This is a genomic window from Citrobacter sp. VF227 (assembly GCF_052950715.1).
The window spans coordinates 363,632-387,497 of sequence record NZ_JBRFVF010000001.1 but is presented as its reverse complement, the minus strand read 5'-3'; the positions used below and the strand labels follow the sequence as shown (position 1 = coordinate 387,497).

The following is a 23,866-nucleotide window of genomic DNA, read 5'->3' as shown; positions in this document are numbered from 1 at the left end:
TTCCCCTTGCGGAGCCGAGCGGCTCCGCATCAACGTGGCTTATTTACTCATGGTGGAGATATTGAAGACCTGTTCCAGCATGGGGTTGAATACAAATCCTTTAACGTCTTTGTTCATCGCCAACTGATAATTTTTCTGGAATAAATAAACGTAGGCAGCTTCATCAATTACGATGGTTTGCGCCTGCTGGTAATCCTTGGTTCTGGCCGCCTGATCGGTGGTCGCCAGGGCGCTACGCAGCAGCTTATCGACTTCACTGTTTTCGTAGAAGGAGCGGTTACCGGGTAAACCTTTCTTGTCTGACTCAAACCAGTAATTCATAAACATGTACGGGTCGGCAAAATCCGGGCTCCAGTTGCCAATGGCAATGTCGTAATCTCCCTTACCTACACGGTCACGCATGGTGGCGTTTGCCAGTTTCTCCAGCTTCACCTTAATACCCAGTTTGCCAAGACTTGCCTGAGTGGCGAGCGCGATAGGTTCCCAGTTAGGGTCATTATCAGAGTACAGGAAGCTCAGGCTTTCAGGTTTGCTGGCAACGTTGTCCCACGCCGCTTTCGCTTTGGCCTCATCAAAACTGTACTGCATGGCCTTGTCGTCAAAACCCCACATGCCTTCAGGGATCGGACCACGCATTTGCTTCCCGTTGCCGCTGAGGATCCCATTTACCATGCCTTTATAATCGGTGGCCCACGAGATGGCGCGGCGTAAATCCACCTGATTGAGCGGCGCTTTACTGTTGTTCAAATACAGATAGGTCACGCGCAGTGAGGGATAATCCGCTACGTTAACTTTGCCTTCCTGTTTTAAGGCCGCAAGCTGGTCTACAGGAAGCGCATCGGCAATGTCGATATCGCCACGTGACAATTGCAGTCGGCGGGAGGCGCTTTCACCGATGATTTTTACCGAAACCCGCTTAAACGAAGGTTTTTCACCGGCATAATACGGGTTAGGAACCAGCACCAACTGCTGTCCTTTTTGCCAGCTTTTAAGCATGAACGGACCAGAGCCTGCCGTATTTTGCGCCAGGAATCCACGTGCATCGTCTGCAGCATGCTCTTTTAAGATGACCGGGTTAATGATTGAGGCTCCGTCATTCGCCAGCGTATACAGGAACGGCGCAAACGGCTGACTGAGGGTAAACTTCACCGTCGTGTTATCGATAGCCTCAACCTTCAGATCTTTCGGGAATGCTTCTGCAGGGCCCTGGCCAATTTTGAGCAAGCGTTCAAAAGATTGCTTTACCGCGTCAGCCGTTACCGGCGTTCCGTCGGCGAATTTGGCATCGTTTTTCAGGGTAAACGTCCACTCTTTCTGGTCGTCAGAGGCTTTCCAGCCGCTGGCTAAATCACCTTCAACTTCCGTGGAGCCTTTACCGCCGTCGGTTTTGTACTGAACCAGTCGCTGATAAGAGGGGTAGGTGACCGTCCAGTCGTTGTTATCGATGGTCACGGCGGGATCGAGCGTTTGTGGATCGGCTGCTTTACCAATCACCAACATATCTTTGGGAACGGCGGCCTGTGCGGCGGGCAGGGCAAACGCCAGCGCAACGGCAATCAGAGCGGGGCGAAAAAACGCGTTTAACGCAGGTGTAGTCTTCATAACCAGGCTCCAGAATCAAAGGGGATGTTGTGTTGCTGTGGGAGTGACAGTGTAACAATCTATCTGATCGTCAAGCAGCGGATAGCGGGCGGCATCAGGTAATTCAAAATGCCACCACTCGCTGTTGATACCGACAAAGCCGCCGCCGAACATAATGGCATTGAGCAGCAGGCGATTACGCTGTGCAATCGGAGGAACAGACGGATGCCAGGCATGGGAACGGTCGTGCATTTCATCAAAACCGGCTCCCATATCAAGGACCTTGCCGCGATCGTCCATTAACGTAACGTCAATAGCCGTGCCGCGGCTGTGATTAGAACCAATCGCCACATCGACAACGTACTGAGGATCCGGACACGCATTCCACAGCACCGCCTGTGCCTGCTGCGGGCGATACGCGTCGTACACAACAAGCTTCAGGCCCGCCAGTTGCGCAATACTGATGCTTTTAGCCAGCGCGGTTACCGCCTCGGTGTGCAACAGACAACGTGCTTCCCGGTAAATTGGCACACCGGTAATGTTATCTGCAGTAGCGTATTTAAGATCGATATGCAGTGACGGGAATATCACCGACAGATCGACCAGTTCTGGGGTCTCTGACATAGCACGTTTCCTGTTTATTGTTCAAATTGACCAAATTGTTGTTGTAACTGGCGATTGGTTTGCAGGCGTTCTGTGAGGGAGTCACCCAGTTGTGCCACCACCGCAGAGAGTAATAAGTTGAACAGACAGCTCACCGGCGCCAGTGAATCCCAGAAATGCCCGGTGTCAGTTTTCACCTGAAGCAAATCAATGGAATAGTCTCTGGCCCACGGGCACCACACATCGGTGACCAGCGCCAGCGGAATGCAGCGCTCTGTGGCGATACGGCAATATTGTCTGGAGACCGCAGAGTAGGCGCGCATATCGGTGATCACTACGTAAGGCTGGGTGAAACCCGAATTCAGTGATTCCACCCAACTGCCTGAAAGCCCTTCGGAGTAGCTGACTTTAGGCCGCAGGTATTCCAGATGGCTGAAAAAAGCGTTGGCGATCCCGCGGGTAGACTGGATCCCAAGGATAAACACGGCTTCAGCATGCGCCAGCTGTTGCGCAATGCGTAAAAATGTCTCGCCCTGAGCAAGCTGATAAACGTGGGTAATAGCGTCGATTTCCAGTAACAGCGACTGCTGCGCGCGATCGGACAGACTTTGTTGCTGGTGCCAGGAGTCCAACCGCTCGTTCATACCCCAGGGCTGATAGGGAACTACGGGTAGTTCTCGCAGGCTGGCTTTTGCATCTTCCAGATTGCGAAAGCCCAGTTTACGCAGATAGCGTCCAACGGTAATGCCGCTGGTTCCGGTCGCTTTCGCGATACCATCCGCCGTCTCAAAAGGGATCTGTACAGCATGGGCTAACAGCCATCCGGCCACGCGCTTTTCGCTGGGCGTCAGCTGGCTAAAGGTCTGCTCTATGCGGGTAAATAACTCAGGTTTCGCTGTCATTACTTTCTCGCTGTTAGTTGTCTGTCAGATTACGGCTCACTGTTAGCGAATTAACAATGCAGGACGCGTGCCAGGCTGGTAACAGCGGCATGCTGGCTGTTTTTGTTAAAATTCAACTCAAATTCGTTAACCAATGATCAACATTTGTGCAGCGTAGTTCAGTTTTGGTGCAGTGACAGGGGTATGGAGTATGAATCTACTGATTTCGTCGGAACGATCACATTGTGGCCACGTTTTGCGCTCGAACATCAGAATCAGTAATGTGAAATATAAATTTCAGCCATATCCATGGTGTTGATCTTTATTCTTATGAAGGTAGGGGTATTATTTTTTGCGAACTACATTAACGGTTTGAAGCGCAAGTGTAGATATTATTTATATTATAAATGGAGTACTACAATGAATAAATTCTCCCTTTCTACAGCAGGTATTCTGGTCGCAGCGCTGTTAACCAGTGTCAGCGTCAATGCAGCAACTGATAACGCTAAAACTGAAGTGACTCCGAAAGGCATGAGCTGCCAGGAGTTTATTGATTTGAACCCGCAAACTATGGCTCCAGTGGCTTTCTGGGTGCTCAATGAAGACGAAGACTTCAAAGGTGGTGATTACGTGGACTATAACGAAACCGTCACTACCGCAGTTCCTCTGACCGTTGAACTTTGTAAAAAACATCCGCAGAGTGAATTAAGTAAAATAAAAGACGAAATCAAAAAAGAATTATCAAAATAAGATTAAGTTGTTATTTAAACCCAGTCCAAGTGCTGGGTTTTGCTATTCGTGACAACGTCACTTATTTATTTTGTGATACTTAAGAAAACTTTATAAAGATATAAACGCCTGTGCCGATACTGGATAAAACTTAGCCTTTCGCACAAGGAGTTTGTATGGCCTGGTATCCCACTCGTATTTCAACGCGTTTAACCATCGGCGGCATTCTGCTGCTTGCAGTCACGACGCTTGTTATTGTGGCGATTATGCTCTGGCGTGGTCAGCCGCGCGTTGTTGAAATCAACACAGCACTGATCGAAGAAACAGGGCAAGGTTTAACCCGTCAACTGAGTACCGTGTTGTCCCGAATTGAAGGCGAGACCGTCAGCCTGTCACGACTGGCTGAAGTATTGCCCAACGATGAATCCCTCTACCAAAGCGTCGTTCCACATCTGATTGGCGAAAGTAAAGACTCGATTATTACCGGCGGCGGCATTTGGCCAGAACCAGGCGCCTTTACCGCTGGCGTGGAGAAGCGCAGCTTTTTCTGGGCGCGTAATGCGGAAGGAAAACTGGTGTATTCCAACGACTATAACGTCGAAGGATCAAGCGGATACCATAATGAAAGCTGGTATCAGCACGCCAAAAACCATTCACAAAACAGCTGCCTATGGTCTGATGTGTATCAGGACGCCAGTTCGGGCGTCAACATGGTAACGTGCAGCGTGCCATATCAACTGGCGGGCAAGTTTGCCGGGGTTGCTACCACCGATATTCGTCTGGATAACGTCGCCACCTTTATGCAACAGCAGGGAAACAGCACCGGAGGTTACGCGCTTGTGGTGGACAAACAGGGGCAAATTCTCTACTTCCCGCAGGCCGATTTGGCAAAATATAAAACCATTAATGAACTGGCGCAAAGCGCGCAATGGCTTATCCCGGTGGAAAACGGCCTGAAATCTCTCCGCCCGACAGATGGGGTGAAGACTATTACGCTTGCAAACGACAACGTCCTGAATACGGCGTCCCGGGTGATGCTGTTCCCGATGGCAGATACCGGTTGGGTAGTGGGACTGGTGACGCCTGAATCACGTATCGTCGGCCTTGCTAAAGTGATGATGCAGGACGTACTGGAAGTTTTGATCCCGATTATGACGCTGTTGCTGGTGGGATCCTGGCTAGTGGTTCGCCGACTGATTTCGCGTCTCGATGATACTCGTCAGGCACTTGATGACATTGCACAGGGAGAAGGCGATCTTACCCGTCGCCTGGATGTGCGTGGTAAAGATGAGATTTCAGCCATCGCCGAAGCGTTTAACCTGTTCGTCGATAAAATCGCAGCCGTCCTGATCACCGTCAGAAGCAGTAGCGTGGTAGTGGCGAATAACGCCGTCAGTCTGGCAGACAGTAATATGGAACTTTCATCTCGCGTAACGCAGCAGGCCGCGGCGCTGGAAGAGAGTTCAGCGGCGATGGAACAATTAAACGCAACCGTTCATCAAAATGCCAGTAATACACAACTGGCGGATGAACTCTCCGATAGCACAGCGCAAACGGCCAACCGCTGCGGCGATGTGATGCAGGGCGTTATCTCTACGATGGACAACGTCAGCGCGTCATCCGGCAGAATGGTAGAAATTGTTGCAGTCATCGACAGCATTGCGTTCCAGACCAATATCCTCGCCCTCAACGCTGCGGTTGAAGCTGCCAGAGCGGGTGATGCAGGCAGAGGCTTTGCCGTTGTGGCCTCCGAAGTGCGCACGCTGGCCCAGCGAAGTGCCACCGCTGCACAGGAAATAAAAGCGTTGATAGATGAATCCGTTTCTCATGTTGGTAGCGGAAGCCAGCAAATTCACCATGCGGGCGAACGTCTGGGAGAACTGGTCAGCAATGTACGTCAGGTACGTCAGCTGATGGGGGAAATTCGTGTGGCGGGTGAAGAACAGCGTAAGGGCGTTTCAGAAGTTACGCTGGCCGTTACCGAAATGGACAGCACCGTTCAGCAAAACGCCTCGTTAATTGATGATGCCGCCGCACGTACGCAGGCATTGAAAGAGGAGGCGGAACAGTTGGCGTTGTTGGTCTCGTCATTCAGATTGCCTGAGCCTTCAGTTGCCTGATAACGACACGATATCCGGGTGCAAACGTTGTGCCCGGATAACTCCAGTATAATGATGCTTAACCACGAATTATCGATTTAACTCCTTTTTATTGTGTCTTACAAAACTTTGAATCATTCCTCGCTTAACTCTATAATATTGGGTGTAAAGTCTATTTTATCCCTATAAGAGCCAATATTATGGATTTAATGCTCAATACAGCAGCCGATATCGTCAAACTACTTTGCGACAGATTGCGTAAGGAACGACTCGCGCGGCAAATGACGCAGGCTGATGTTGCCGCGCGTTCAGGGGTCGGTGTGAATACCGTTTCAAATCTGGAAGCGGGTAAGAATGTAGGATTTGAGAATCTGGTCAAAGTCGCGATGGTGTTAGGCTATGGTGAGGCGCTGGAGGGCTTATTTAAACCCAGGATTGACAGTCTGGATGATATTTTGCGTTACGAGAAGAGCGCAGCACGCCAGCGGGTGAAAAGGAAAAATACTGATGCCTGAGCAAGTCGATGTCTTTTATGAAGGCTGGGGTGAAAAATGGTTGTGGGGAAAACTGGTGTCTTCCACAGCCCTGACCGGACGCCCGTTGATCGCTTTTGAATACAGTGAAGACGCCATACGTAAGGGGCTGGAGCTGTCCCGGCTAACGTTACCGCTGAACGGTCCCCGTTTACGCAGGGATTTCCCGGCTCATCAATTGGGATTACCTGGTCCCGTGTACGATTCGCTACCTGATGGCTGGGGGATGCTGTTGATGGATCGGTTATTTAAACGCCGTGGACTCAACGCAGCGCGCATAGGACCTCTGGAGAGGTTAACCTGGGTCGGCAATAACGCAATGGGTGCCATGACGTTCCGGCCCGTTCAGTCAGATGTCGAGAAACTTTCAAAAGAGGATGTTCCTCTTGAACAACTGGCATCTGAGGTTCAGGAAGTCCTGAGTGGAGAAGGCGGGGAATTCTTGCAAAAACTTCTCCAGATGGGAGGTTCACCACAAGGGGCAAGGCCAAAAGCGTTACTTTATCGTGACAGTGTCACGTCAAAATTCACCACTGTGCCCCTCCCGGGGAGCGAAAGCTGGTTGATTAAATTTCCTGCCAGGCACGAGCATGCCGAGGTATGTGCCATCGAAGCAGTATACGCAGAATGTTTGCGGCAATGTGGGATTACCACGCCAGATACAGCGTATTTCAATCTGCCTGACGAGCAGGCGGCGTTTGCTACCCGTCGTTTCGACCGTGAGCAGTCGGTCCGTATTCCTATGCAGAGTCTGGCGGCATTTACCGGTGCAAATTACCAGATACCCGGTGCTTTAGATTACCGGGATTTTCTGCGCGCCACACAGATTTGTACCAATGATGTCAGAGAAAAAGCGAAAGCGTTCGAACGCGTGGTTTTCAACGTGGCATTTAACAACCGCGATGATCATCCCAAAAACTTTGCCTATTTAATGTCAGCCGACGGAAACTGGACTTTGGCCCCGGCTTACGACGTGACCTGGTGCGAAGGGCCAGGCGGATATCACCAAATGGACGTGCTGGGAGAAGCGCTGGATATCGAAAGAAAGCACCTGCAGCAGCTTGGCGAACAGGAAGCCGAGCTATCAGCTGAGCATGTGAACGCCATAATCGACAAGATCTGCCACTATGCGACAGCGCTAAGCGTTACAGCCAAAGACAAATACGCCGATCAGATAACACAAACTACGCTGAATACGATACAGAAACAGATTAATGATAATGTCCGCAGGTTAATGTCCAGGTGATGCCGAGACAGTCCCCACATGGACTGAAGACGTCGGCCTGAGCGGGGAAAAATTTCCCCGCTAAACAGACCAGAGGACAACCATTAACGTCCCCAACGGTTGCGAATATAAGTTACCGCTTCCTGCGTTTGCGGTTGATTAAGATAATCTTCGCGAAACAGAATAGTGCCGTTAATGTGCGGTTCCGACTCGTTCAGATCGAGCTGTTTTTTTAACTCTGGTACACCGCCTTTAACCGTCCAGTCTGGTTCTTTTCGCGACGGCTCGCCGACTTTGTAAAGCGCCACCCCTATATAGAGGCGAGTGTTGGTTGATTTCACGACATCTGCCCACCATTTTGCCAGCACATCGTATCGTGCCGCATCGCGGGCGAAGGGCCAGTACAGTTGCGGGGCGATATAGTCCAGTAGCCCCAGTTGCACCCAGCGGCGGGTATCGGCGTATGATTCATCATACGCTGCCGCGCCGCGCGTGTCGGACCCCGCTGGATCGTGCGAACGGTTGCGCCACACACCCGCAGGGCTGACGCCAAACTCGACTTCAGGTTTGAGTTTCTTGATGGTTTGTGAAACCTGGGCGATCAGACGTTGCGTGTTATCACGCCGCCAGTCTGCTTTGGATGCGAATTCCTGGCCGTATCGTCTGAAAGTCTGGCTGTCGTTGAGCGCAGAACCGGGAGACTCGGTATAGAAGTAATCATCAAACTGCACGCCGTCAATCGGGTAATTCTCAACCACTTCAGCCACGATGCTGGTTATCCAGTCGCGAACTTCCGGAATGCCGGGATCTAACACAAAACGCTCGCCCGAGGTGCGGATCCAGTCCCGATGCAGAACATAAACGCTGGAAGGCGTCTGTGACAGCGTATTGTTTAATTCGGTGATTGTCGAAGGTTTGGTGTTCACGGATACGCGGTAGGGGTTAAACCACGCATGGACTTTCATGCCGCGTTTATGCGCTTCATCAAGCATAAACTGGAGCGGATCGTAGCCCGGATCCTGACCAATCGTTCCCGTCAGAGTATCTGACCACGGCAAGATTTTTGATTGCCATAGCGCGGTGGCATCAGGCTTTACCTGGAAAAAAACGGTATTAATACCAAGACGTTTCAGATTGTCCAGCTTGTCAGTCAGCGCTTTTTGCTGCTGACTGATGCGAACGCCAGGCGAACTGATGTTGACAGATGGAATCGGTGGCCAGTCCAGACGCGAAACCGTTGCCAGCCAGATACCGCGCACTGGCTCTTTGCTCTGCTGTGATTTGTTTACCGGAGTCTGTGGGGTGATTTTGGAACCTGGCGGCTGTGAAGAACAACTGCCGAGTAGCAACATACTACCTACCAGCAGCGTGAACCATTTCATGTTGGTGAGCGGCAGTCTGGCTCGGGAACGGGCGAGTAAATTCGCCAATTTTTTTTGATAATTTCCTGAAATAAAACCGGATGCAGACATCAGATTTGGCTCTTATTTCTTCTTGTTGCGGCTGTTAGCCCAGGGATCAATGGCCGGTTTGGCGGTGTTATTTGAGGCCTGGTCATCCAGAGAATCAAGGTACAGCGCTTCAACTTCTGCCCGCGCCCACGGCGTACGACGCAGAAACTTCAGACTGGATTTAACGCTCGGTTCATTTTTAAAACAGTTGATGTTAATGCGTTGTGCCAGCTCAGCCCAACCGTAACGATCAACCAGTGCATTGACCTGCATTTCAAGCGTTACGCCATGTAAAGGGTCTTTAGAAATATGAGCATTCATATGAAGTCCAGTTCAGTGGTTCCAGATTTTGTCAGTAGTGCGACGGAAAGAAGGTTACAAGAAAGCAAAGCTGCCAGCAATGGCAGAAACCGGTATGACGCGCAAGCAGAACGCCATACCGGCAATGGAGGGTTCAATACTCTTTAAAGGCCAGTTTCAGACGGGCAATTAACAGTTTAAACAGGTAACTCATCAAGGTTCGTTCACCGGTCTTGATCGTCACGCTGGCGGGCATTCCCGCTTTAATTTTTAATTCGTTCTGTGGGGATTTCAGTTTGGCAATGTTAATTGAAGCTTCAATTCATGAGGGAAATATAACATCATCTCAGTCATCTGGATGACTGTTGCTGCATTAATTTGTGATAAACATCGTTATTATTGTATTTGATTCAGGTTAAGAAAATTTTTCTTATGGAAATTATCATTATCATTAAAACTCAATAAAAGCAATTAGTTAGAATGAAAATATCGAAATTAAGATCTTATTTAAGATCGACCTAATATGATTTGAGAAAACAAAGGTTTTAATTTCTGGGATTATTCTTAAACTAGCCGTCATCGTAGGGTTACTCTTACGGTGTCATAAGACATTACTGATGTCTCTGCATCCCTGAATAAATACTCCACGCTAAGCGGAGAAGGGTTATTGCATCATTTTATTACGATGCCAGTGTATTTATTAATTAAGGATAGACAATATGAAAACCAATATTCCTCATGCCAGTTATATATTTGCAGCTGGTGGCCTTGCATTATTGTTTGCGCAGTTAGCGTATGCTGATTCAGCAAATACCATCACCTTTAAAGGCGAAGTGACCGAACAAACTTGCGAAGTCACGGTTAACGGTGTAAATGCACGGCCAGTAGTATTACTGCCATCTGTTGCGAAAAGCGATCTCGCGTCAGCAGCATCTTCAGCAGGCCTGACAACATTCACCCTCGGCGTGACCGGCTGTACAGTTGATTCTAACGCGTTGGATATTAAAACCGTCTTCGTTGCAAATAATATGACCGAACGCGGTAACCTGGCTAATACAGGTACCGCGCAAAATGTTGAATTACAACTGCTGACCGATAGCGCGGGTACTACGCCGATCGATTTACGTACTGGAACTCCGGTTGCAGGAATTACCGTTGCGGCCGGAAATACATCCGGTGAGTACGACTTTGCCGTGCAGTATTATAGCCCGAACGGTGGGGCAACCGCCGGGACAGTCGTTGGCACTGTGCAATACGCCATTTCCTATTTGTAAGCGAGATCTGCGTGATGAAAGGATTGGCTATTAGTTTGGCAGTAATGATGATGTGCTTCTACGCGCAGGCAAGCATAGTGATGACCGGCAACCGGATAATCTATCCGGCAGACAGTCGGGAAGTCAGCGTGCAATTAACTAATCGCGGCGACGTCCCCGGCGTTGTTCAGGTTTGGCTTGATGATGGCGATGCACAATCAATACCACAAACTGCGGCCGCTCCTTTTGTCACCACACCACCGGTCTTTCGGATGGCGGCCCACGCGGGGCAAACTGTGCGGTTGCGTTACATCGGTAAACCCGTCGCACAGGACAGGGAATCACTGTGGTGGTTTAACTTCATTCAGATCCCGCCCACAAATAAGGACGCGCAAACCGATAACCAGCTTCTGGTGCTGGTGCGTAGCCGCGTAAAAGTATTGGTCAGACCGAAAGGGCTGGTGGGTTCACCGCTGGAGATGGCGAACACCAGCCGGGTCTGGCTGCAGAATGGCAAGCTGCATTTCCGCAATAACAGTGGTTACTATCTCGCACTTTCGTCACTTGACGTCAGCGGTACGGGAAAAAAACAGCGCATTCAGAGCGAAACGATCGCACCATGGACGACGATGTCATGGCCTGCAAAAATTTCGCAATTGAACGACGCGCAAATGCGCTGGATTAACGATCAAGGAGCCTCATTAAGCGGGCGTGTGGCGCTGGAGAAGCAGGACAATGTCCGAGACTAATCCACGTTGGTGGTGGCTGTTTTTGCCCATTGCGATGCCTGTTTTTGCCAGCGATTACACCTTTGATGAAACATTGTTGCTTGGAAGTGGCTACGAGAAAGGCCTGGCAATGCTCAACGATCCGGATGCCGTGGTTGCGGGACGTTATAGCGTGGATATCTGGTTCAATGGACAATATGTAGGGCGGGATGATGTGTTGTTTCGCCAGAATACCGCAGGGCGTACCGAACCTTGTCTTCCGGCTAAATTTTGGGATGAACAGGGCGTAACAGCAGCACCGGAACAAGCGCAGGAATGCTTCGCCCCTGAAGCTCGGATCAGCGGTGGACGGTGGGATTTTGACCAGAGCCTGTTGCGTCTGAATCTCAGCGTGCCTCAGGCCGCATTAAAACGTACCCCAATGGATTATGTACCGCCGTCGCAGTGGCAAAGTGGCGAGAGTGTGCTGTTCAGTAACTACAATCTGCACGCTTATCACAATAAAAATAACGGTCAGCAAAGCGATTACGGCTGGCTGGGTCTGAGCAGCGGCTTCAATATGGGGAGTTGGCAATTTCGCCAACAGTCATCTGCCAACTGGCGGCGCGATGGCGATCGTGAAAGCCAACGCTGGGATGCGCTGCAAACCTGGCTTCAACATCCTGTTGCAACACTGGAGAGTTTACTGACGGTAGGCGAAAGCTACACCTCGGGAAATCTGCTTGGCAGTATGGCGTTTACAGGTGTCAAACTGGAAACCGATCAACGGATGTGGCCACAGTCGCGACGCGGCTACGCCCCAGAAATTCGTGGCACGGCATCGACACCTTCACGTGTCGTGGTCAAGCAGAATGGTCGAACGCTTTACGAAACCAGCGTGCCACAAGGCCCCTTTGTACTTGATGATTTGCCGAATACAGCCTGGGACGGTGATTTACAAGTTGAAATCACCGGCGCCGATAACAAAAAGAGTAGCTATACCGTGCCATATGCCAGCGTACCTTTATCACTGCGTCCCGGCGTCTGGCGCTACGGTCTGGTGGCAGGGAAGACCCGGGATTACAGCGCTGCCGATGGTCTGTTTACCGATTTCACGCTGGAGCGCGGGATGACGAATCTCCTGACCGCCAATGGCGCTTTGCGGATCGGCGACGACTATCAGGCACTGCTGATGGGAGGCGTTCTGGCTACATCGATGGGCGCTTTTGGTGTCGATATTACCGGTTCGCGGGCCCAGATTTCTTCTCAAACTATGAGTGGCTGGCGGTTGCAAACCAACTGGAGCAAAACGTTCAACCCGACAGGCACTCACGTCGCGCTGGCGGGGTATCGCTATTCCACAGAAGGGTATCGTGACTACGGTGACGTCCTGGGTGAGCGAAGCGTCAGTGGGAGCAATGCGCAGTGGCGCTCGGATACACTGCGTCAAAAAAACCAGTTCTCCGTTACGGTGAACCAAACACTGAACAGCTACGGAAACCTATGGCTGTCGGGATCAATGATGGATTACTACAGTGACCGTGGCAACAGCACACAATTGCAGGCTGGTTATAACACCACCTTTGGACGAATAACGTTAGGTATGTCATTCAGCAGACAGGATACCTGGTGGCGTAACGGCGATCGGTCACAAGTGCAAAAAGAAAACATGGCAACGATTACCGTCTCAATGCCTTTCGGTATAGGCGAACGTGAGCATACGCTGGCGCTGTCGGCGAGTCAGGCTCAACATGCAGGGCGCAATGCACAGTTGGCATTGTCTGGTGCGCTTGATCAGGATGAAACCCTCAATTACGCGCTGTCCACGGGCTGGCAACAAGGGCAAGAGGAATCGAACAGCGTGACCGACTGGAGTGGTTCGCTGCAAAAAAATACTGCTTTCGGCACGCTAAACGGCAGCGTTTCACAGTCACAAAACTATCAACAATGGGCTGCTGGTGTTCGCGGGGCACTCGTTGTACATCGCCATGGCATCGTTGCCGGCCCGTGGGTTGGCGACACATTTGCTCTGGTAGAAGCGCCAGGCGCTGCGGGAGCCAGAGTAGGGGGTGGACAGGGTGCAACCGTGAACAGTGGGGGTTATGCGCTGGTCCCCTCGTTGACACCTTATCGCTATAACAACGTGACTCTCGACGGTAGCGGAATGAACACCAACGCAGAGCTTCAGGAGAGTCAACGCCGCATTGCGCCAATGGCAGGGGCCGCAGTAAAACTGCGTTTTGCAACGCTCTCTGGCTATCCGTTACTCATCACTGTGAAGAGTGACGTGACGTTACCGATGGGAGCGGCAGTGACCGACAGTCGAGGCCGGGTAGTGGGGATGGTTGCCCAGGCTAATCAGGTATATGCCCGCGTTGAAGACGAAGAGGGACTATTGATGCTGGAAAGCAGTGATTGTTCGTTGCCGTGGAAACTTAACCCACAACAACGTACAGAACCATTAATTGCATTAACGGTGGATTGCGTAATAAAAGGGCGCTCATGAGACTATTTTTTCTGGTGCTGGCGCTGTTTTCTTGCCAAACGCAGGCCGCCTGTGAATACATTATTTATCCATACAAATCAGGGAGTAGTGGTGCACAAGGCACCCACAGACTCAGTGCAAGTACGGACGGCATCGCCAATGACTGGCGCTCCGGCGGCGGCAACGATGCCTGGAACGGATTATTGCCGGGATTGAGTAAGTCTGTTGATATCACAAGTAATAGCAGCTTTCAGCCAGCAGGGACGATCCTGACTTCCAGCGGCGGGATCCCTTTTACTACATATGCCCATAAAGGCGGTGGTTACGATCCTGAGCAGGTATTTTTCCGTTGTACACCGGACACTGCCGGGCAACTTTATGAAGCCTGGTCAACGAACGGCGATGACATCGTGGCTGGCTGGTATGAAGCAACGGATGTACCTTGCGCGTATCTGACCATAATGAAAAACGTCGCATTACGCTTGACGCATGACGCGACAGGTAGCGTCTTTACCGACAGTTGGCAGCAACGCCCACTGGAGAACCTGGATCTTGACACCAATGGCAACTTCCTGATTAAGGCCAAGAACTTCTCGACGATAAGTGCCGAGTTGATTAAAACGCTGGATACACGCTATTACGCCAACCAGGCACAGTCTGCTACTTATAATAGCTATGTGAATCCCAATGCTTACGTGGTTTTTCGTGGGCCAAGTACAACTTCGTGGGGTATCAAGATAGGTCAGCCGCACCGTGGTGGAAATTGGGCTGGCTGGGCGAATGACTGGCCATCAGTGATCAGCCTGTACAACAACGGGATCTTCGTCAAACGTGCAGCAATGTGTCAGGTCACTGATTTTACGCCGGTAGTGCATCTGCCGCCAATTTCCGTGGCTCAGCTTAAGCAAGGGGAATATTCCTCAGCCCCCTTCCAGATAGGATTTGCCTGCGAATCAACGGTGGTTTCCGGTGTTGCGACCGGGAAGAGCAATGTCGCAATGGGGCTGCTTGCGCCGGAAAGCAGCGTCAACAGCGCATGGGGTTTTAATTTGATTACCGGTAAAACAGTAACCTGGCTATTGGATACGCAATATGGCGCTCCCGGGCGTGCTCGCGGCGTTGGCGTGCGTGTTTACCGTGCGGGTAATCCGGTGAATTTTATGGCGGTGTCGACTGTCGGTAGCGGTAGCGAAGGCGGCTGGATGCCAGTCATTGGCAGCAATACGCAGCAAAATGGCAGCCAGGATGGCATCAATTACTACAGCGAAAGCTTCGAAGCTCGTCTGGCAAGTTTTGGCGCGGATACGTTAACGGCGGGGAGCTACCAGTCACATGTACAAGTTTTATTGCGTATTCAGTAGCCTCTGGATGCTGGCATTTGGCCTACATGCGGCGGTTAACATCAGTACTACTCGGGTCATTTTCAACCACGGAGAGACTCAACGCTCGGTGATGTTAGTCAACGACGGTAAATATCCCGTGGTGGTTCAAAGTTGGGTAGATGACGGCACCCCAGAGAAAGGGCCATCACAGGCCAGTTCGCCTTTTATCGTGCTTCCCCCGGTGCTAAAAATTCTCCCCGGCGAACAACGCGAGATAAAGGTTATGACGACCGGTGCGGGGCTTGCCAACGATCGCGAATCATTATTCTGGCTCAACGTGTACCAGGTTCCAGCGGAGGTGAAAAGTAGCTCAACTGGTGAAAAAGTGCGCTTAACGTTAAGAAATCAGCTAAAAGTCCTATGGAGACCGAAAAACACAGGCGTGTTGACTGAAAAAAGCATCAATCTTCTGAGTTTTCACCATGAAAGTGGGGAAATTTATGCTGTTAATCAGAGTTCCTGGAACATAACTCTGGCTAATGTATCTTCAGGAGACTATTCCATAACTGGAATAGTGGTTTCACCACGTTCCCGGCAGGTAATTTTTAAATCCGCGCCTCCTGAAATGCTGAATAATAAGATAAACTTCACTGTGATTAACGATGAAGGAAATCGTTGGGGATTTTCAACTGTCGTAAATTAACGCTGGCAGTGCTCGCACCAGCTAAAATGACAAAAATCCATATTCAGGGAACATAATGGCACACGTGTTTTTGCTTAACAGTACCGTTGTATTCTGGCCAGAGCGGAACGTACTCTACGCGAAATCAGATGAGACCAAACGTATAACATTAAGCAATCCGGCAACCCGTTGTTTACTATTATTAATTCAACAACAGGGTCAAGTTATTGGCCGTGATTATTTTTTTGAGCATGTCTGGTATATTAACGGTGCGCAGGTCACCAATAATACGTTCTATCAGAATATCTCCTTGTTACGTCGCGCTTTTAAAGAACTTAGCCTGAATGAAGAACTTATCGTAACCGTACCGAAAGTCGGGATCCGTCTGGAGCCGCAACTGGAAGTGCTGGAACAGAAGATCGAAGAGCCGCTCAGCGATCACCCCGTCACGCCATCGGTAACGTCGGTAAACACAGTGACAAAATCACTGCGTATGCGCACACTGTGCTGGATTTTGGCGAGTGTGGTGTGCTGCGTTTTCGCCGCAATAGTGACCTGGGAGGCACAGTTTGATCCCAGACTCAGTCGTTATGTGCCATTAAGCGTAGGGGAGGGATGTCACTGGTACGCCAATCAGGATGTGCTTAAATTTGATCAGCACCAGCAGTTTATCAAAACAAGTACGCTGGATTGTCAAAGCTATCCCTGGGTTTATCTCACGCTGTATCCCAATTTCCCGCGGATCTCCGCATTAACTTGTCGAAAGCAATTTAGTCGCTGGCGGGATAATGATTGTGTGACCCATTATTATTTCGCGGAGTCCAGACATGTGGGGACGTAATATAAAATGGTGCCTAGGCATCATCTTAGCAGTAGCGTTAACAATTGCAGCCACGGTGACGTTACAAAACTGGCAGCGGTCGCATTTCGATTGCTCTGGAGAATTAGTAATGGAGTATCCAGATATTCGTGGTGATATTTCAGTCAGATACGTTTTTAATGGCAGCAATGGGGTGGCTATTTTACGCGGAAAAATCACTGATAATAACGGTGAAAATCTGGCGGTAAATCAAAATGTCTGGTTTACCTTTACCCGCAAGGATGATGATTACTTTATGGAATCCGGAAATGTCGCTTCAAGTTCCGGTGGCACTAACATTCATCCATTGTTAGCGAGAACGTTGCCAGATTTTTTCCTTAAACCCAAAGAGCCATTTTATTTCAGCATATTGCGACTCAATAGCAGTACATGGCAGTTCTATACCAGCCGTTCGCCGTCGGTATTTTGTCAGCGTTAAACCACTGAGATTGCACTCTGTATAGCGTTTGCATACAGAGTGCTTTGCTCAAAGCATCTCAACTGCAGGAGAGCGAACTTTGTTCATGATTGGTTATTAGACAGAGAAATCAGACGGGGCGAAGGGTGGACAGGTCCATGGGGTTAGAAGCCTAATGCGGTATAAATTTCATTTAACATAATATACATTATGCGCACTTAGATAGAGTAAGAAAGAACCTGAGTTTTTTTGGTCGTCCTTGTGCAGCTGAAACATAGTGTTAAACGGCGCTGCTGCGAATCAGACGATACAGGACATGTTGTGCTAATCGATGATCTGGCGGTAACGCGGGATGTACAAACTCTTCTGCTTTACTCATGCCAAGGCGTATCATCAGGTTCTCAGACGGTTTGTTCTGCACCGAAGTAAATGAAACCACCTCAGTTAACGCCAGTTCCTCGAAAGCAAAAGTCAGGCAGGCTTCGGCAGCTTCCAATGCCAACCCCTGATGCCAGAATGATTTCGCAAGACGCCAGCCTATTTCAGTACAGGGTGAAAAATGAAACTTATCAGGTTGTGGATGTAAACCTACGCAGCCCACAAACTGGTGTGTTTCTTGTAGTTCAACGGCCCAAAATCCCCAGCCGCGCTCTGTAATGCCTTCCTGGAATCTTGCAGCAAGATTGTCGCTTTCCGTGCGTAGCAATGGAGCCGGAAAAAAACGCATCACATCGGAATCGGCATTTAACGCGGCGAATGGCGCTCTGTCTTTCGCTTCCCACTGACGGAGAATCAGTCTCGATGTTTCCAGCATAAATCTGCCCTTATCATTCATTTTCATATAATCTTCTAAAAGAAGCTGCTCATCGGCAAGGACTAATGAACCCCCTTTCCGCCTTTTCTTCTTATACTGGAGATTCATACATGGCCGACTGGAACCCTTCGCTTTATTTGCAATATGAAACTGAACGTTCAAGGCCCGCAGCGGAATTACTTAGCAGAGTGGCGTTAGAAAGTGTTCGTTCAGTTGTCGATCTTGGCTGTGGTCCGGGAAACAGTACAGCATTACTGCATCAGCGCTGGCCTTCAGCTCAAATAACTGGGGTTGATACCTCACCCGCGATGCTGAATGAAGCGCGCAACACATTACCAAAATGCCATTTTATTGAAGCGGATATCAGTACGTTTCAGGCAGAGCAACCCGTGGATCTGCTTTATGCCAATGCATCGTTACAGTGGGTACCCGAACACTATGATCTGTTCCCAAATCTGGTATCACTGTTGGGTCACAACGGCGTTCTGGCGGTGCAAATGCCGGATAACTGGCTGGAACCTACGCACGTTCTGATGCGCGAAGTGGCTTATGAACAGGGTTACCCCGATCGGGGCCGAGCGCCGCTACCTGGCGTACATGCCTATTATGATATTTTGACCGAGGCGGACTGTGAGGTGGATATCTGGCGTACGACGTATTATCACATTATGGATTCTCATCAGGCGATTATCGACTGGGTAAGCTCTACAGGCCTGCGTCCCTGGTTGCAGGATTTGAGTGAAAGCGAGCAACGTCAGTACCTGGCGCGCTATCATGAATTACTTCAGGAGCAATATCCACTACAGGAAAATGGCAAAATTTTGCTGGCATTTCCACGTTTGTTTATTGTTGCCAGACGCAATAATTAAGCATTTATCATCAGATAGATCACAGGAATGAACTATCGTCTATGAGCGCCCTCGCCTTTTTATCATAAGTATCTAGTGGCAATGTCGGGCATCTGCTAGTGTCTTGCAACGTGATTATGACGGGGGTTGTTATGTCTAAAATCTACACTGGTGGGTGTCTGTGTGGTTCTATCCGCTTCACTGCCAGCAGTCCTAATAATTCCCATACCTGTTCCTGCAATATATGCCAGAAACATACTGGCGCACCGACCGTCGTCTGGATTGAGTTTGATGCGGAAAATGTTGAATGGACGGGAAAAGCCGGAAGACCAACAATCTGGCGCTCATCAGAGACAGCCAGTCGAGCCTTTTGCCCCCAGTGCGGCAGTTCTGTGGGCGCTATTGATGACGCCCCGGTAATTGCGCTTTTAGCCGGGGCTTTTGACGATCCTAACGATGAAGACCTGGCGCCAGAGTTTCATTCGTTCTACGAGATACGGCCGATCTGGTGGCAAAACGAGCGCAACTAGGTTAATTGGTAATGCTTATCCGGCATGTGCTTTGCTGGCACATTTGTTTCATCATTCATTTGCAGCAAATCGATTTCGATTGCATTGCAAATCGCATCCAGCGGCAGATCGTTGTTCTCAGTGCCAAATGGATCTTCAAGCTCTTCGGCAAGCGTGTCTAGCGAAATAAAAGTATAGGAAATAAGCACTGAAATAAACGGTGTCATATAGTGCAGATCTACCACCAATGCGAATGGCAACATGATACAAAACAGGTACACAGTACGATGAAGGATCAAGGTATAAGCAAACGGCACCGGGGTATTAGCAATCCGCTCACAACCGGCCAGTACTGCAGACATATCATTTAACCTATTGTTTAAACTGTGAAATAATATGTCAGACAGTTGACCATTACGTCTGCGTACGGCCAACCACTCGCCCATCAGCAACAAGATGCGGTTTGCCGGTGATTGTGAGGCAAATACCGTCTGCATATCTTTCTCGCTCAGGTACTTCGCTAACGGCTCTGCCTGAGGCTGTCGGCGTAAAGTCATGCGTAAACAGTGGGCAAATGCGATTTGCAGATGAACAAAATACCTCAGATCAGCGTCGTCCGGTAAGGTGGTTTTAACCTCTCGCAGTAATGAGCGGGAAGTTATCATCAACTGCCCCCACAGGTGTCGGGCCTCAACGTAACGTGAATAGCAGGCGTTATTGCGAAATCCCAGAAAAATAGCTATCGCCACGCCGAGAATGCTGAACGGTGCCAGAGTAAATTTGATACCCTGCATCGTATACCATGGCAGGATGATAATAACCACAATAGAAAGAAGGAAATTAAGAAGCAGCCGGGTAAAGATTTTTGATAATACGGAGCCATGCCAGACAAAAATCAGGCGTATCCAGTGTTGTTGAGGTCTAACGATCATGGTTATCTTAGAAATGGTTGGAAGCCAACGCATTAAACTTGATTGTGATCAATGTTGCAAGCTTCTGACCACACCAGCTTCTTCCCTGCTAAAAACTTAGTCAACTCCGTAGTTACGGAACGGTGTTTTTTGAAAGTGCTTATTGTATGTTGTAACTAAATAAGATTTATCATTACCATTCGGAAAATACCTCACATTCGAAACAGATAACGTATGCTAACTTTATATTGAATGACCGGACGGGTATTGTATCTTCAGTTTCTTAGTGGTCATTACAGTCATTCATTGGGATATAAATTACATAAAATCAGAGAATAAATTATGTACATTAAAGAATGGCTCGCGAATCAGACGCATGTTGCCACCTCCGTTTTTCATCTCGGTAGGTACTGCGACGACTGGAAAGCATCAACATACCCAACCGGTATGCCCAGTTTTCATTTGGTGCTGGAAGGGCAATGCTGGCTTCGCTTCACCGATCGTAACACTGTCGTAAACCTGTCCGAAGGTGATATTGTATTCTTTTTCTTTAATATGCCATTTTATTTAGTCTCTTCTCCCGAGGCGAATACCGAGAATATTCCAAAAAAATCGATGTATTCCATCAGTGAACCTAAAGATGGCGATACCGCCCTTCTGTGCGGTTTTTTGCACCCAAAAACCATACAGGGCGAAATTCTTTTTGCTCTACTGCCGGAATTCATGATAATCAAAAAAGATGATACATCCAGCCAGAAAATAAGCCAACTGGTTGCTATTTTACAGCTGGAGTGTTCAGTCTCACAGTCAGGGTGCGAACTGGCTCTCGCACGACTCACCGATCTTTTATTGGTTTACATTGTTGAGCAAATTGTTGATGAACATCTTGTCGATATAAAACTGTTGGATATTTCACAACACGCCCCCTTCTCTGATCTTTTATTGCAGATTATGCATAACCCTACACTCGACTGGTCAATTGATATGATGGCCGGTAAAGTAAATATGAGTCGCTCAACCTTTATCAGAAAGATAGATGATATATGCGGTTATACTCCTAATGAGCTGGTAACCCGACTGCGTATTAACATCGCCATTAACTTATTGCGCAGAGGCTACAAAGTTGAAGAAGTAACATCACGTGTGGGCTATGAGTCATTATCCGGATTTAATAAAGCCTTTCGAAAAATCACGTCGAGCACACCCGCTGATTTTTGGAAAGCACGTTAGTTATCAATGCAAAACTACTCTGCCATACCGTGCATGTCATGCTGTTCATAACGCAGGTATAGTGAAAACGGATGGCTCAATAACCCACTAAACTTTTTAAGGTTGAGCAATAACATAATATTATATTTGTGGCTAAAGAGCGTTTTTATGGCAATATTCAAGTCATCCGTAATCACACGCTGACTCTTATGCAATAATGTCATTGTTATGATATGATGTTGTCTTCTGGTTAAATATATTTTAGGTTGCCATTCATAGAACCTACCATGAACAACCAATTCTCTTAAATCTTGTACCTGAATTGCTCGTGGGATAAACCTAACCTTCATTCCAGGAAAGCATTTTTTAATCCCAAAAGGTGACATAATATACATGCGTTCAGGTTCAATCAACGCAATCCGCTCGGCCAATGGCGTATAAATGACATTATTTTTAAAAGTATCTAATATCACATGAGCATGCCGATGACGTTGCAGACAAATATCTTCTACACAACGGATATGCTCTGTCATATCCGGACCCAAAATACAGGAAATTGAATAAAATAAAAAACGATCCTGAGTAATGACGAGATACACCTTTTTATCCTGTGAAAATTAGCCTGATGGCGCGGTTAAGACGGAGTTAATCCATAATGGAACTTCTGGAATGCGATCAATATCGGTACGCTGAAACAGATGCCCCTGAAGCCAGCAATGCGGGGTCGTCATCAGAGCCATTGTGTGGCCGGTGTGTTCTACTCCCTCCACGATGACATTTCCTGCAAAACGAGTCAGATCGCGGATAACCTTTCCCAGCCATGCCTCATCGCTGACATGGTGTTGCCAGAAAAAAGACTTATCAATCTTCGCCCCACTAAAATATCCCCTGATCAGCAAACCAAAATTGTTATGGCTTCCGGAGCCAACATCATCCAGCCACATTGAGGCATGGGGCCGTAAATGATGCAGTAATCCCCGTTTTTCTTTGTCTGAGGTGGGGAAATGCTCATGTACCTCAAGACGAATAAACGGCATTTTAGCGATCATAGAAAGTACGGCCTTGTCACGAAGAAGCCATACAGCCGTATCAGCATCCACATTCAGTGAGATAACGATGTGGTGGCGAACCAACCAATTTTGCCAGCAGCTAACACCGTGCAGTTGGCGCACAAAATTTAGCCATTTATACTCCGGCGTGAGAATATCGGTCACATCGTTGTACGAGACCGTATTCCCTTCAGGCGTCGTAAACGATGTCAGCACTTCCATGGCAACCAGACGCCCCGCCATGGTATAAACCGGCTCACAAACATAACGTTGCTTATAGCTGTTTATCATGCTGCGATTACTGGTAATTAATAGTGTAAGTCAGGCTAGTTTTGATCGACCCGCCCTGCACCGAATCGCTGGTTCGGATGATACGCGCGCCCAACGGAAAACGGACTGAACCACTGCTGTCTCCAACCGTCAACGTGACAACCATACTGCCCGCGAGATTCTGCGCAACGTAGGTTCCTGATTGTTTCGAGGCGAGCTGTACGCCAAATCCTGATGCGGTGGCCGTATTATCCAGAGCGACAATTCCATTTACGGAATCAATAGCGGAAGTGTTCGGTGTCAGCGTCATAGTAAGTTTGTTGGGCGCAATACTGCCTGACTGGGATACGCTGCCAGAATTAAAGCCTTGAATATTGTACTGGGTATAGCTTCCATTACTGTTATTACCCAGGAATGTAGAACACCCGGTCAATGTCACTGGCGTATCCACCCACACACTGGCGTCACCCTGATTTCGTAAGAGTGTGGTGTTAGTCGTTCCCAGATCCCAATTAAAGTTGGGCGTCGTACACGTTGGCGTTTGCAGCGTAAAACCGCCGGTAATCGTATGCCATGCCACTCGAGTCGGATTATTGTCGGCATCTATAGCATCAATTCTCACTTGCGGAAAAAGTGCGCTATTCACTGTTCCGGCAGTAATTGGCCCCATTTTGACCAGCTCAATAGTGAACACTAACCAGCCATCAGGACTGTAAGTACCCATCCAGGTAGTATTAAACGGATAATATTTATTCTCATAAGGGTTACGAAAACGCACCCCTAATCCATTAATCCCCGTTTGATAGATGTTGCTTTGACCGGGGTATAGCGTGCCTCCTGAAAGACTCATGCGCGAATAGGCACCAGAATTAGTACAAGCCACAGGAACAGCCGCATAGCCACGAACCTGCTGTACGCGGATATTACTCCCTACTGGAAAATCCTCTCCGGCACTAAACGTTGCAGCCTGGAGTGGAACCTGAACGGTATACTGCTGATTTCCAGTCGAGCAGACGGCAAGGCTATGGCCAGCAAATAACAGCCCGCTCGTCGCAACGAACAACTGAACTATCCGCAGATGTATTTTGGAACGAATCAAACTGAACATGTATTCTCCATGATCGTAAA

Annotated in this window: 24 protein-coding genes; 14 read left to right on the top strand and 10 right to left on the bottom strand. The window is 48.9% G+C overall.

What is annotated here, in order from left to right; all coding sequences use genetic code 11:
• Window positions 1–39: 39 nt before the first annotated feature.
• From ACU8YC_RS01980 to ACU8YC_RS01970, 3 genes are read right to left on the bottom strand one after another with little or no spacing between them, the layout of a single operon-like run.
• Window positions 40–1,602 (bottom strand): ABC transporter substrate-binding protein, encoded by a 1,563-nt coding sequence (locus tag ACU8YC_RS01980; RefSeq protein WP_187259656.1) that lies wholly within the window; start codon window positions 1,600–1,602, stop codon window positions 40–42.
• 15 nt (window positions 1,603–1,617) lie between these two features.
• A complete protein-coding gene (gene ddpX, locus ACU8YC_RS01975; RefSeq protein WP_446894956.1) occupies window positions 1,618–2,205 on the bottom strand; it encodes a D-alanyl-D-alanine dipeptidase in 588 nt (195 codons plus the stop codon).
• A gap of 14 nt (window positions 2,206–2,219) precedes the next feature.
• The gene (locus ACU8YC_RS01970) at window positions 2,220–3,086 is read right to left on the bottom strand and encodes a MurR/RpiR family transcriptional regulator (protein ID WP_252838782.1); all 867 of its coding nucleotides are present in this window, start codon (window positions 3,084–3,086) and stop codon (window positions 2,220–2,222) included.
• A 399-nt stretch (window positions 3,087–3,485) separates the two neighbouring features.
• Between ACU8YC_RS01970 and hdeB the strand changes: the two genes are divergently transcribed.
• The 4 genes from hdeB (at window position 3,486) to ACU8YC_RS01950 (ending at window position 7,672) form a co-directional block, all read left to right on the top strand.
• Window positions 3,486–3,815, top strand: coding sequence for an acid-activated periplasmic chaperone HdeB (hdeB, locus tag ACU8YC_RS01965; RefSeq protein ID WP_043016321.1), 330 nt, complete (start codon window positions 3,486–3,488; stop codon window positions 3,813–3,815).
• Between the two features lie 155 nt (window positions 3,816–3,970).
• On the top strand, window positions 3,971–5,914 hold the full coding sequence (locus ACU8YC_RS01960; RefSeq protein ID WP_446894955.1) for a methyl-accepting chemotaxis protein: 1,944 nt from the start codon (window positions 3,971–3,973) through the stop codon (window positions 5,912–5,914).
• Window positions 5,915–6,093: 179 nt separating this feature from the next.
• A complete protein-coding gene (locus ACU8YC_RS01955) occupies window positions 6,094–6,408 on the top strand; it encodes a helix-turn-helix domain-containing protein (protein ID WP_151219231.1) in 315 nt (104 codons plus the stop codon).
• Entirely contained in the window at window positions 6,401–7,672 is a 1,272-nt protein-coding gene (locus ACU8YC_RS01950; RefSeq protein WP_252838781.1) for a type II toxin-antitoxin system HipA family toxin, read from the top strand. The genes ACU8YC_RS01955 and ACU8YC_RS01950 overlap by 8 nt, the downstream gene beginning before the upstream one ends.
• A gap of 83 nt (window positions 7,673–7,755) precedes the next feature.
• Here ACU8YC_RS01950 and ACU8YC_RS01945 read toward each other — a convergent pair whose 3' ends face one another.
• Together ACU8YC_RS01945 and ACU8YC_RS01940 are read right to left on the bottom strand one after the other, a co-directional pair.
• On the bottom strand, window positions 7,756–9,123 hold the full coding sequence (locus tag ACU8YC_RS01945) for a glycoside hydrolase family 10 protein (protein ID WP_252838780.1): 1,368 nt from the start codon (window positions 9,121–9,123) through the stop codon (window positions 7,756–7,758).
• Between the two features lie 12 nt (window positions 9,124–9,135).
• Window positions 9,136–9,423 (bottom strand): VF530 family protein, encoded by a 288-nt coding sequence (locus ACU8YC_RS01940; RefSeq protein WP_252838779.1) that lies wholly within the window; start codon window positions 9,421–9,423, stop codon window positions 9,136–9,138.
• A 698-nt stretch (window positions 9,424–10,121) separates the two neighbouring features.
• Between ACU8YC_RS01940 and ACU8YC_RS01935 the strand changes: the two genes are divergently transcribed.
• From ACU8YC_RS01935 to ACU8YC_RS01905, 7 genes are read left to right on the top strand one after another with little or no spacing between them, the layout of a single operon-like run.
• Window positions 10,122–10,676 carry a fimbrial protein gene (locus ACU8YC_RS01935; protein WP_446894954.1) on the top strand — a complete coding sequence of 185 codons (555 nt, stop codon included), beginning with the start codon at window positions 10,122–10,124 and terminating at the stop codon, window positions 10,674–10,676.
• A 14-nt stretch (window positions 10,677–10,690) separates the two neighbouring features.
• A complete protein-coding gene (locus tag ACU8YC_RS01930; RefSeq protein WP_252838833.1) occupies window positions 10,691–11,404 on the top strand; it encodes a fimbrial biogenesis chaperone in 714 nt (237 codons plus the stop codon).
• Window positions 11,391–13,868 (top strand): fimbria/pilus outer membrane usher protein, encoded by a 2,478-nt coding sequence (locus ACU8YC_RS01925; protein WP_446894953.1) that lies wholly within the window; start codon window positions 11,391–11,393, stop codon window positions 13,866–13,868. The genes ACU8YC_RS01930 and ACU8YC_RS01925 overlap by 14 nt, the downstream gene beginning before the upstream one ends.
• A complete protein-coding gene (locus ACU8YC_RS01920) occupies window positions 13,865–15,208 on the top strand; it encodes a fimbrial protein (RefSeq protein WP_446894952.1) in 1,344 nt (447 codons plus the stop codon). Before ACU8YC_RS01925 ends, ACU8YC_RS01920 begins: the two co-directional genes overlap by 4 nt.
• Before the next feature lie 7 nt (window positions 15,209–15,215).
• Complete coding sequence (locus ACU8YC_RS01915; protein ID WP_151219225.1) at window positions 15,216–15,872, top strand: fimbrial biogenesis chaperone; 657 nt, start codon at window positions 15,216–15,218, stop codon at window positions 15,870–15,872.
• 55 nt (window positions 15,873–15,927) lie between these two features.
• On the top strand, window positions 15,928–16,692 hold the full coding sequence (locus ACU8YC_RS01910) for a winged helix-turn-helix domain-containing protein (protein WP_151219224.1): 765 nt from the start codon (window positions 15,928–15,930) through the stop codon (window positions 16,690–16,692).
• A complete protein-coding gene (locus ACU8YC_RS01905) occupies window positions 16,679–17,149 on the top strand; it encodes a hypothetical protein (protein ID WP_279574369.1) in 471 nt (156 codons plus the stop codon). Before ACU8YC_RS01910 ends, ACU8YC_RS01905 begins: the two co-directional genes overlap by 14 nt.
• A gap of 259 nt (window positions 17,150–17,408) precedes the next feature.
• On the opposite strand, the gene ACU8YC_RS01900 is transcribed toward ACU8YC_RS01905, so the two are convergent.
• A complete protein-coding gene (locus ACU8YC_RS01900) occupies window positions 17,409–17,942 on the bottom strand; it encodes a GNAT family N-acetyltransferase (RefSeq protein ID WP_446895160.1) in 534 nt (177 codons plus the stop codon).
• A gap of 110 nt (window positions 17,943–18,052) precedes the next feature.
• On the opposite strand from ACU8YC_RS01900, the gene tam reads away from it, so the two are divergent.
• Both tam and ACU8YC_RS01890 read left to right on the top strand, forming a co-directional pair.
• Window positions 18,053–18,811 carry a trans-aconitate 2-methyltransferase gene (tam, locus tag ACU8YC_RS01895; RefSeq protein WP_446894951.1) on the top strand — a complete coding sequence of 253 codons (759 nt, stop codon included), beginning with the start codon at window positions 18,053–18,055 and terminating at the stop codon, window positions 18,809–18,811.
• Between the two features lie 131 nt (window positions 18,812–18,942).
• A complete protein-coding gene (locus ACU8YC_RS01890; RefSeq protein ID WP_151225452.1) occupies window positions 18,943–19,320 on the top strand; it encodes a GFA family protein in 378 nt (125 codons plus the stop codon).
• Here the strand turns inward: ACU8YC_RS01890 and ACU8YC_RS01885 are convergent.
• Window positions 19,317–20,231, bottom strand: coding sequence for a bestrophin family protein (locus ACU8YC_RS01885; protein WP_446894950.1), 915 nt, complete (start codon window positions 20,229–20,231; stop codon window positions 19,317–19,319). The genes ACU8YC_RS01890 and ACU8YC_RS01885 overlap by 4 nt on opposite strands.
• Before the next feature lie 321 nt (window positions 20,232–20,552).
• On the opposite strand from ACU8YC_RS01885, the gene ACU8YC_RS01880 reads away from it, so the two are divergent.
• Window positions 20,553–21,440, top strand: a complete 888-nt coding sequence (locus tag ACU8YC_RS01880; RefSeq protein WP_151219188.1) for an AraC family transcriptional regulator — start codon at window positions 20,553–20,555, stop codon at window positions 21,438–21,440.
• A 14-nt stretch (window positions 21,441–21,454) separates the two neighbouring features.
• Here the strand turns inward: ACU8YC_RS01880 and ACU8YC_RS01875 are convergent, their stop codons facing one another.
• The 3 genes from ACU8YC_RS01875 to ACU8YC_RS01865 are packed head-to-tail and all read right to left on the bottom strand — an operon-like array spanning window position 21,455 to window position 23,846.
• Window positions 21,455–22,018: a hypothetical protein gene (locus ACU8YC_RS01875; RefSeq protein ID WP_151219187.1), complete on the bottom strand. Its 564-nt coding sequence runs from the start codon at window positions 22,016–22,018 to the stop codon at window positions 21,455–21,457.
• Between the two features lie 18 nt (window positions 22,019–22,036).
• Entirely contained in the window at window positions 22,037–22,759 is a 723-nt protein-coding gene (locus tag ACU8YC_RS01870) for an EAL domain-containing protein (RefSeq protein WP_286540637.1), read from the bottom strand.
• Window positions 22,760–22,766: 7 nt separating this feature from the next.
• Window positions 22,767–23,846, bottom strand: coding sequence for a fimbrial protein (locus ACU8YC_RS01865; protein WP_446894949.1), 1,080 nt, complete (start codon window positions 23,844–23,846; stop codon window positions 22,767–22,769).
• Window positions 23,847–23,866: the final 20 nt, after the last annotated feature.